At 71.5% G+C, this 2,649-nt stretch carries 3 protein-coding genes; 1 reads left to right on the top strand and 2 read right to left on the bottom strand.

What is annotated here, in order from left to right; translation table 11 throughout:
* Positions 1-841 (top strand): toll/interleukin-1 receptor domain-containing protein (locus AC08OQ_RS19115; protein ID WP_476612294.1); only part of this gene is annotated, 841 nt, incomplete at its 5' end.
* On the opposite strand, the gene AC08OQ_RS19120 is transcribed toward AC08OQ_RS19115, so the two are convergent.
* Positions 762-1,880, bottom strand: a complete 1,119-nt coding sequence (locus tag AC08OQ_RS19120; protein WP_476602389.1) for a hypothetical protein — start codon at positions 1,878-1,880, stop codon at positions 762-764. The two genes, AC08OQ_RS19115 and AC08OQ_RS19120, sit on opposite strands and share 80 nt — an antisense overlap.
* On the bottom strand, positions 1,877-2,407 hold the full coding sequence (locus AC08OQ_RS19125; protein ID WP_476602390.1) for a hypothetical protein: 531 nt from the start codon (positions 2,405-2,407) through the stop codon (positions 1,877-1,879). Before AC08OQ_RS19125 ends, AC08OQ_RS19120 begins: the two co-directional genes overlap by 4 nt.
* Between the last annotated feature and the right edge of the window lie 242 nt (positions 2,408-2,649).

Here is a 2,649-nt window from a genome sequence, read left to right on the forward strand (position 1 = left end):
CCCAAACAGGCCCTACAACCGGGGACGTGACGAGACCGGTCGAATCCGGTTGAGGTTGGCCCTGCACCAGGGCGAGATGGGTATCGACGGCAGTGGTTTCGTCGGCGACGCGGCGGTGGTCGCCGCCCGGCTGGTCGACGCGGACCCCGTCCGGCAGCTGCTGGAACAGGACAAGGACGCGGAACTGGCGCTCATCCTATCGTCCGAGTTCTACCGCAGTACGGTGGCCGGGCGGCTGCGGGATCTCGACCCGGCGCAGTACCGCCGAGTCGAGGTGTCGGTGGCGGGCAAGTACGAGGGCCTCGCGTGGATCACGCTGCCGGGGCGCCCGTTCCCGGCGGTGCGGACCCCGTCGAACGGCTCCGGTCAGGGGCCGCTCGCGGACGAGAAGTGGGACTTCCTCATCTCCGCGGATCCGTCCGATGAGGCCTGGGGCTCCTGGATTGCCCGCGTGTTGGAAGGCCGGGGTCATTCGGTGCATCTGGCGGCCCTCGACGCGCTGCCCGGTGAGCACGAGATCGGTCTGCTGCACGAAGGGATCTCGCAGTCCCGGCGTACCCTTGCCGTGCTGTCGAAGAGCTACCTGGCCTCGGAGAAGATGCAGGCGGCCTGGCAGGCGGCCTGGCAGGCGGATCCCAACGGCGTGAAGCGCACGCTGATCCCGATCCGCGTCGAGACCTGTGACCCGGCCGGGCTGTTGCGCGGCATCAGCTACATCGATCTCGTCGACAAGGACGGTGCGGCAGCGGAGCTTGAACTGGTCAGGCAGATCGCCCGGTCCCTGAACGGCCGCGGTTCCCGGCCGTCGACTCCGCCGCCCTTCCCCGGGAAGCGATCTTGACCGGCCGCCGGCCAGGATCCTCGCGGCCCGCCGCCTCGACGTCGTCGGGGTCACCGGCGGTGCCGGCGTCGGCAGCGTCGGCGGCGTCGATCAGCAGTCGGCCGAGCCCGCGGCCGTAACTCGTGCTCCCCTCCAGCCTGGACCAGTCGGCCAGCGCCGTCATCATGGCCCGCAGTCCCGCTGCGGACGGTTCTCCGGCGACCGCCTGCTCGGCCTGGCTCTGCACTCTCGCCAGCCAGGTCAGCGCCTCGTTGCCGGCTGCCCGGGCGCGCCGGGCCGCCTCGTCGATCCGGGCCCTGCGCAGGATCAGCCGGCCTGCCGCCGTCGGCGCCCCGGCCAGCCGGAGCAGTCCGGCGGCACGCCCGCCCTCCGACCCGGCGCGCCCGTAGGCGGTCAGGGCCCGCTGCCACAGTTCCTCCGCGCGTTCCGGATAGGCCGTTCGCGACTGGATGATCGGGCTCCCGCCGGGCCGACGGCCGAGCGTCTGCGCCCCGCCATCCGGGAAGCCGGCCCAGTCGCCGCGCACCAGCGCCGCATGGGCCAGTGTCGCGTGGTCGGACCCGGCGCCGGCCTCGACCGCGTCCAACGCCATGCCGGCCTCGGCCTCCTGGTTCGCCCGGAACAGCAGATCCGCCCGCAGGATCCGCGCGTACGCCGCCGCCTGTGGCACCGGGAGCTCGTCGAGATGGGTGACGAAGAGGTCAGCCGTGGCCAGGGCCTGCATTGCGAGCGTTCCGGCAGGGTCGGCGGTCCGTGCGGCGCGTGCCGGATCGGCGCTGTGACCGTGCACAATCACGTGACGGGGCAGGCGATAGGGCAGGTGATGGGGGAAGCGATGGGGGCCGGGCCCGTGCCTCCGGTCGGTTTCGCGGTGGTCGACGCGGTGACCGGTCAGGGCCAGCTGTGCCCGCGCCACCCGGATACCGGGGATGATCTCGGCACCGAACACGCAGATGACCGCGGTCGTCGGTTCGAGCAGTGCGTGCCGTTGCCGGGCGATGACCTGCGTCGTCCAGGCGATCAGCGGGGCGTCCGTCATGGTCCGCGGCGGCCCGGCTGGTCCGGTTGGTCCGGCCAATCCGGCCGACCAGGGTGCCTGGAGTGCCTGGAGTGCCCGGAGCCGGGTGGGGCCGGCTGGGATGGCGCCCAATTGGCCCGGTGGGCCCGGTGGGCCGGGCGTTCCCGGTGGGCCGGGCGTTCCCGGCGCGGACCGGGTACACCGGGACGCGCGGCGGGCCCAACCGGAGGCGGAGCGAACGTCCTCGTGGCCCAGGCTCGGACGACGCCGACGTCATCGGGGGACCAGTTGAGGTCGAGAGCCAGCGCGGCGAGGTAGAGCGCCTCGTGCGCCGCCAGGTGATCGGGGTCGGTCGGGTCGTGTTCGCTCTCCCGCAGCTCCCGCAGCGATCCTTTCGCCCGGCCGGCGGCGAGCGCCGTCGCCGCGCGGACGAGATGGCGTTCCGCGGGAGGCGGGGAAGGATAGCGGAGGGGCACACCCGCGGGCTCGACGCGGTGCTGTTCGTGCAGCAGGAGCAATACCAGGAGCCGGGCTGAGGCAAGCGGCATCGTTGCGGTGTTCCTTCACGGGCAGCGGGATGGATCCGGAGCCGGATTTCACCGGAAGAAAGAAAAAATAGCAGGGCATGCCGACAGTACCCGGCGACCTGCCGCGCGGAAATCCATTTCGGTGCTCTCGCCGCGGCCGGGTCGTGGCATCTCTGGTATCTCGTTATATTTTTATAGGGGACGTAATGAAGTAACAAATACGTGATCGAGAGCATCATCGCAGGTCACGGGCCTGTGGAGGG

The sequence above is a fragment of the Frankia sp. CcCS3 genome, from assembly GCF_977927575.1.

Bases quoted from the DNA above. Each gene is read 5' to 3' on its own strand.
- AC08OQ_RS19120 (WP_476602389.1), bottom strand. From the start codon at position 1,880: ATGACGGACGCCCCGCTGATCGCCTGGACGACGCAGGTCATCGCCCGG.
- AC08OQ_RS19125 (WP_476602390.1), bottom strand. From the start codon at position 2,407: ATGCCGCTTGCCTCAGCCCGGCTCCTGGTATTGCTCCTGCTGCACGAA.